The 3,776-nt window shown below is 61.0% G+C and carries 8 protein-coding genes; 1 reads left to right on the forward strand and 7 read right to left on the reverse strand.

Annotation, left to right across the window (positions count from 1 at the left end):
* Window positions 1–118 precede the first annotated feature (118 nt).
* The 7 genes from INF68_RS20355 to INF68_RS20385 all read right to left on the reverse strand — a co-directional run bounded on the left by INF68_RS20355 (window position 119) and on the right by INF68_RS20385 (window position 3,150).
* Complete coding sequence (locus INF68_RS20355; RefSeq protein ID WP_003100847.1) at window positions 119–676, reverse strand: recombinase family protein; 558 nt, start codon at window positions 674–676, stop codon at window positions 119–121.
* A complete protein-coding gene (locus tag INF68_RS20360; RefSeq protein ID WP_003100853.1) occupies window positions 670–1,041 on the reverse strand; it encodes a hypothetical protein in 372 nt (123 codons plus the stop codon). The genes INF68_RS20355 and INF68_RS20360 overlap by 7 nt, the downstream gene beginning before the upstream one ends.
* Entirely contained in the window at window positions 1,038–1,538 is a 501-nt protein-coding gene (locus INF68_RS20365; RefSeq protein WP_003100856.1) for a hypothetical protein, read from the reverse strand. The genes INF68_RS20360 and INF68_RS20365 overlap by 4 nt, the downstream gene beginning before the upstream one ends.
* On the reverse strand, window positions 1,535–1,861 hold the full coding sequence (locus INF68_RS20370; protein WP_003100858.1) for a hypothetical protein: 327 nt from the start codon (window positions 1,859–1,861) through the stop codon (window positions 1,535–1,537). The genes INF68_RS20365 and INF68_RS20370 overlap by 4 nt, the downstream gene beginning before the upstream one ends.
* 254 nt (window positions 1,862–2,115) lie before the next feature.
* A complete protein-coding gene (locus tag INF68_RS20375) occupies window positions 2,116–2,472 on the reverse strand; it encodes a cupin domain-containing protein (protein ID WP_000215515.1) in 357 nt (118 codons plus the stop codon).
* Entirely contained in the window at window positions 2,462–2,863 is a 402-nt protein-coding gene (locus tag INF68_RS20380) for a DUF86 domain-containing protein (protein ID WP_001293886.1), read from the reverse strand. The genes INF68_RS20375 and INF68_RS20380 overlap by 11 nt, the downstream gene beginning before the upstream one ends.
* Window positions 2,860–3,150, reverse strand: coding sequence for a nucleotidyltransferase family protein (locus INF68_RS20385; RefSeq protein WP_001247892.1), 291 nt, complete (start codon window positions 3,148–3,150; stop codon window positions 2,860–2,862). The genes INF68_RS20380 and INF68_RS20385 overlap by 4 nt, the downstream gene beginning before the upstream one ends.
* 158 nt (window positions 3,151–3,308) lie before the next feature.
* Between INF68_RS20385 and INF68_RS20390 the strand changes: the two genes are divergently transcribed.
* On the forward strand, window positions 3,309–3,776 hold a 468-nt coding region (locus INF68_RS20390), incomplete at its 3' end, for a DUF4158 domain-containing protein (protein WP_045135633.1).

Raw genomic sequence — 3,776 nt, forward strand, 5'->3', positions numbered from 1 at the left:
TTACCCAGATCGATACCAATAAGCGCAATGTTTTCCATGATGGTTCTCCGAATGAAAGCCTGTCCTCAGCATAGTACTGGGAAGGAGGGAGTGACCATCTCATTAAAAATAAAGCACGCTAAGCGTGCGTGGAGGCTGGCACCCAGCGGTACAGCGTCGGAATGGACACGCCGAGGTTCTTGGCCACGTCCTTGGGCGGCACCCCGCTGGCCAGCAGCTTCTTGGCCGACTCGATCTTGCTGTCGGTCATCTTCGGCTTGCGGCCGCCTTTGCGGCCGAGCTGCTTGGCGACTTCCAGCCCGGCGCGGGTGCGCTCGACGGTCAGCTCGCGCTCCATTTCGGCAAGGCTCGCCATGACGTGGAAGAAGAACCGCCCGGATGGTGTGCCGGTGTCGATGGAGTCGGTGAGGCTCCTGAACTGGACACCGTGCTTGTGCAGATCGCCGACCAGATCGACCAGTTGCTTGACCGACCGGCCCAGCCGGTCGAGCTTCCAGACGACCAAAGTATCGCCTTCGCGCAGCATTTCGAGCGTCTTGGCCAAGCCAGGCCGGTCTGCCCGCGTGCCACTCACCTTGTCCTCGAAGACCTTTTTACATCCGGCCTTGCTCAAGGCTTCGCGTTGCAGCTCCAGGTTCTGATCCTGCGTCGAGACGCGCGCATAGCCAATCAACATGGCTTGTCTCGCGCCCGGTCGATGCGTTCCTGCATCGCCTGCATCACTTCTTCGTGGGTGTACGATCTGGCGTTGGCGTCGGTGGCTTGCCGCAGGGCTTCCTCAACCTCGCGCGTCATCCGCTCGTAATCCTCCGGCCACAGCGCTTGCTCCATGCGCAGCGACGCCTGACCCAGCAGGTGCAGCAGGCTGAACAGCCGCATGTCGTTGGTGGCGACGATGCGCTCCCGAATCTGCTCCTGAATAGCTTCGCTAGCCCGATGCGCTTGTGGTGTGGCAGTCCCCTCGTAGTCAGCGGGGAATTCCGCTTCCTCGGCAATCCTTGCCCAGGCGCTGGCCAGCGCCTCGATGGTTGACGTGCTCATTTCCGCCGCTCCTGTGCTCTTTGGCGAATCAACCGGCCAAGGGGCCTCGACGCGAAAACCAGCAGCATCACGCCTATCGGATACCAGGTCGAGAAGACCACCAAGGCATCGAAGGCTGGCCGTCCGGTGTTGGTAGGCAGTACGGCGGTCACAGCCATCAACCCGCCGACCGTCCAGATGATGCGCCACACGTAGGGCATCACGCGGGGCACGTAGCCGTCATCGAAAGCGGTCTGGTAGTAGCGGCGCAGGCCGCGCTCGGCAAGCGCCTGGCGCTGCCGCTCCGACAGCGCATCCGTCCGGCCATACCAGCGCCGGAATGGTGGACAGCGCAGCAGCAAAGGGGTGAAGAGGATCATCACCGCCACGATCGCGACACCCCACGCCATGACGGCGCCGGCATCGGGCCGCTTGGCGTTCTCGATCACGGGCGCGAAGACGCCCGGAGCACCGATCATCCAGAACAGCGCAATGTGCTGATGGAAGGAGAGCTTCATTTGCTCATCCACTTGCGCAGCAGGCGCTTTTTCAGGGAGGCGCGTTCTTGCGGGTTGCGTCCCTTGTGATTGGCGATGCGATCCGCCGTGGCGGCCTGGCGCTTGACGGGCCAGTAGGAGCGGCCATCCTTGCCCATCGACCAGACGCTGCTGGCCTGGTTTTCCAGCAGGGGCAGATGGGCGCTCAGGGCTTCGGGCGACGCGCTGGTCAGCGCCGTGCGCTCACGGGTGCGCCAGCGCTGATGCCAGAGCTTCTTGTCCTCGCGCTCGCTGCCGCAGGTCGTGTGCCCGACGATGGGTGTTTTGCGGCGGCTGCGGCTCATAACGTAGTGGTCTCCAAGAACATTCAGGACTGATCCCAGGCGTCGATGGTCAAGACCTGATCGGCAGGACAGGCGGCTACGCGGTCGGGAACTGGATGGTGTTCAGTCTCATGCCGACCCCATTCGATTGATCGCGTCGCTTGCGGCACGCTGCGACGCAAGGAGGTTTGCGACCTGGTTTAGCAGCCGTGTCCGCTGCATGTCTGTTACCTATCTCCCCGACCGCTCATTGGACCAACTCCAGAGATTGGGCTCTATCGCTCAGCCAATACGAAACCGGCATTGGCTGATGCCACAACCGAGACTAACACAAATGGCTCGGTACCTGTATTTCGCGCCCCGTGCACTTGGCCCGGTCTTGCCACGGCTATCTCACCTTCCCTGAGGGCACGAACAATCCCATTGCCCTGAAAGTAATCAGCCATTCCCGACAAAACAGTCCACGTGTCTTGGCCGTGAGGATGAATGTGAGCCGCAATTTCCTGCCCGGGATGGACATGCCAAACCACGATAATTGAGTCTCGGGTTTCAAGCACAACGGAACGAATAGGCTCGCCTTCGGACGGCTGAACATACTCGGCTACAGAAAATATTCTCGATTCAACAGTCATCGGAGATTCCTCTTTCACAGTTGTCGTTACGGTCTTCATCGTCGGCATCCTGACGCACGGCGGGCAATTGCTGGAGCAACGCCGGCAGCCATTCCTGTACCGTCTCCCACACCACATCGAGGTTGATGTCGAAATAGCCGTGAGCCATGCGATTACGCATATTGCGCATGCTGCGCCACGGCACGTCGGCATGCGCCTGGGTGAACTCGACGTAGCCATCCATCACCTTTGTGGCCGCCTCGCCGATGACGATCAGGCTCATGATGACGGCCTGCTGGGTGCGCTTGTCGGCCAAGAAGTCGTCCTTGGCCATCCCTTCCACGAAGCTGCGCGCATCGGTTGCGGCCTGCTGAATGTGGTCGAGGTAATCGGGCAGGCGGTTCTCGCTCATATCGGTTGCGCCTCCGCGAGCACCTTGGCCCGGAACTTCGGCGGCAGGTCGCCGGGAGTCAGCAGATCGACGTCAACGCCGAGCAGCGATTTCAGTTCTTCTTCCAAATCGCCCAAGTCCAACAACGTGGCACCGGGCAGCGCATCGACCAACAGGTCGAGGTCGCTGCCATCCCGGTCGGTGCCATGCAGCACCGAGCCGAAGACGCGCGGGTTCGCGGCGCGAAAGCGGCCTACCGCTTCACGCACTGCGCTTCGCTTCATGTCAAGCACAACAGACGGTCGCATGCGCATCCTTTCTTATCGAAACTCGTTGAGATGATATGCAATCAAGAATAGAATTTCAAGAACTATTTTCGAGAATCGCAATGCCTTGATTCCCGTGCCGCGCCGGTTGCCTTGGCGGGCTTGTCACAAACCTACGTTTTCAAGAAGAAGGAAACCGCATGCCCCGCCGTTCGATCCTCTCCGCCGCCGAGCGCGAAAGCCTGCTGGCGTTGCCGGACACCAAGGATGAGTTGATCCGTCACTACACGTTCAGCGAAAGCGACCTCTCCATCATCCGGCAGCGGCGCGGCCCGGCCAATCGGCTGGGCTTCGCGGTGCAGCTCTGCTACCTGCGCTTTCCCGGCGTCATCCTTGGCGCTGATGAGCCACCGTTCCCGCCATTGCTGAGACTGGTCGCCAACCAGCTCAAGGTCGGCATCGAAAGCTGGGACGAGTACGGGCAGCGTGAGCAGACCCGACGCGAGCACCTGGTCGAGCTGCAAACGGTGTTCGGCTTCCAGCCGTTCACGATTGGCCACTACCGGCAGGCTGTCCAGTTGCTGACCGAGCTGGCCATGCAAACCGACAAGGGCATCGTGCTGGCCAGAGCCTTGATGGGGACGATAGAGAAAACGGAATCTATGGTC

Origin of the sequence: Enterobacter cloacae complex sp. P16RS2 (assembly GCF_014982155.1) — a bacterium.
Lineage (GTDB): Bacteria > Pseudomonadota > Gammaproteobacteria > Enterobacterales > Enterobacteriaceae > Enterobacter > Enterobacter cloacae_M.

Coding starts and splice junctions, on each gene's coding strand:
- INF68_RS20355 (WP_003100847.1), bottom strand. CDS start 676: ATGTTGATTGGCTATGCGCGCGTCTCGACGCAGGATCAGAACCTGGAG.
- INF68_RS20360 (WP_003100853.1), bottom strand. CDS start 1,041: ATGAGCACGTCAACCATCGAGGCGCTGGCCAGCGCCTGGGCAAGGATT.
- INF68_RS20365 (WP_003100856.1), bottom strand. CDS start 1,538: ATGAAGCTCTCCTTCCATCAGCACATTGCGCTGTTCTGGATGATCGGT.
- INF68_RS20370 (WP_003100858.1), bottom strand. CDS start 1,861: ATGAGCCGCAGCCGCCGCAAAACACCCATCGTCGGGCACACGACCTGC.
- INF68_RS20375 (WP_000215515.1), bottom strand. CDS start 2,472: ATGACTGTTGAATCGAGAATATTTTCTGTAGCCGAGTATGTTCAGCCG.
- INF68_RS20380 (WP_001293886.1), bottom strand. CDS start 2,863: ATGAGCGAGAACCGCCTGCCCGATTACCTCGACCACATTCAGCAGGCC.
- INF68_RS20385 (WP_001247892.1), bottom strand. CDS start 3,150: ATGCGACCGTCTGTTGTGCTTGACATGAAGCGAAGCGCAGTGCGTGAA.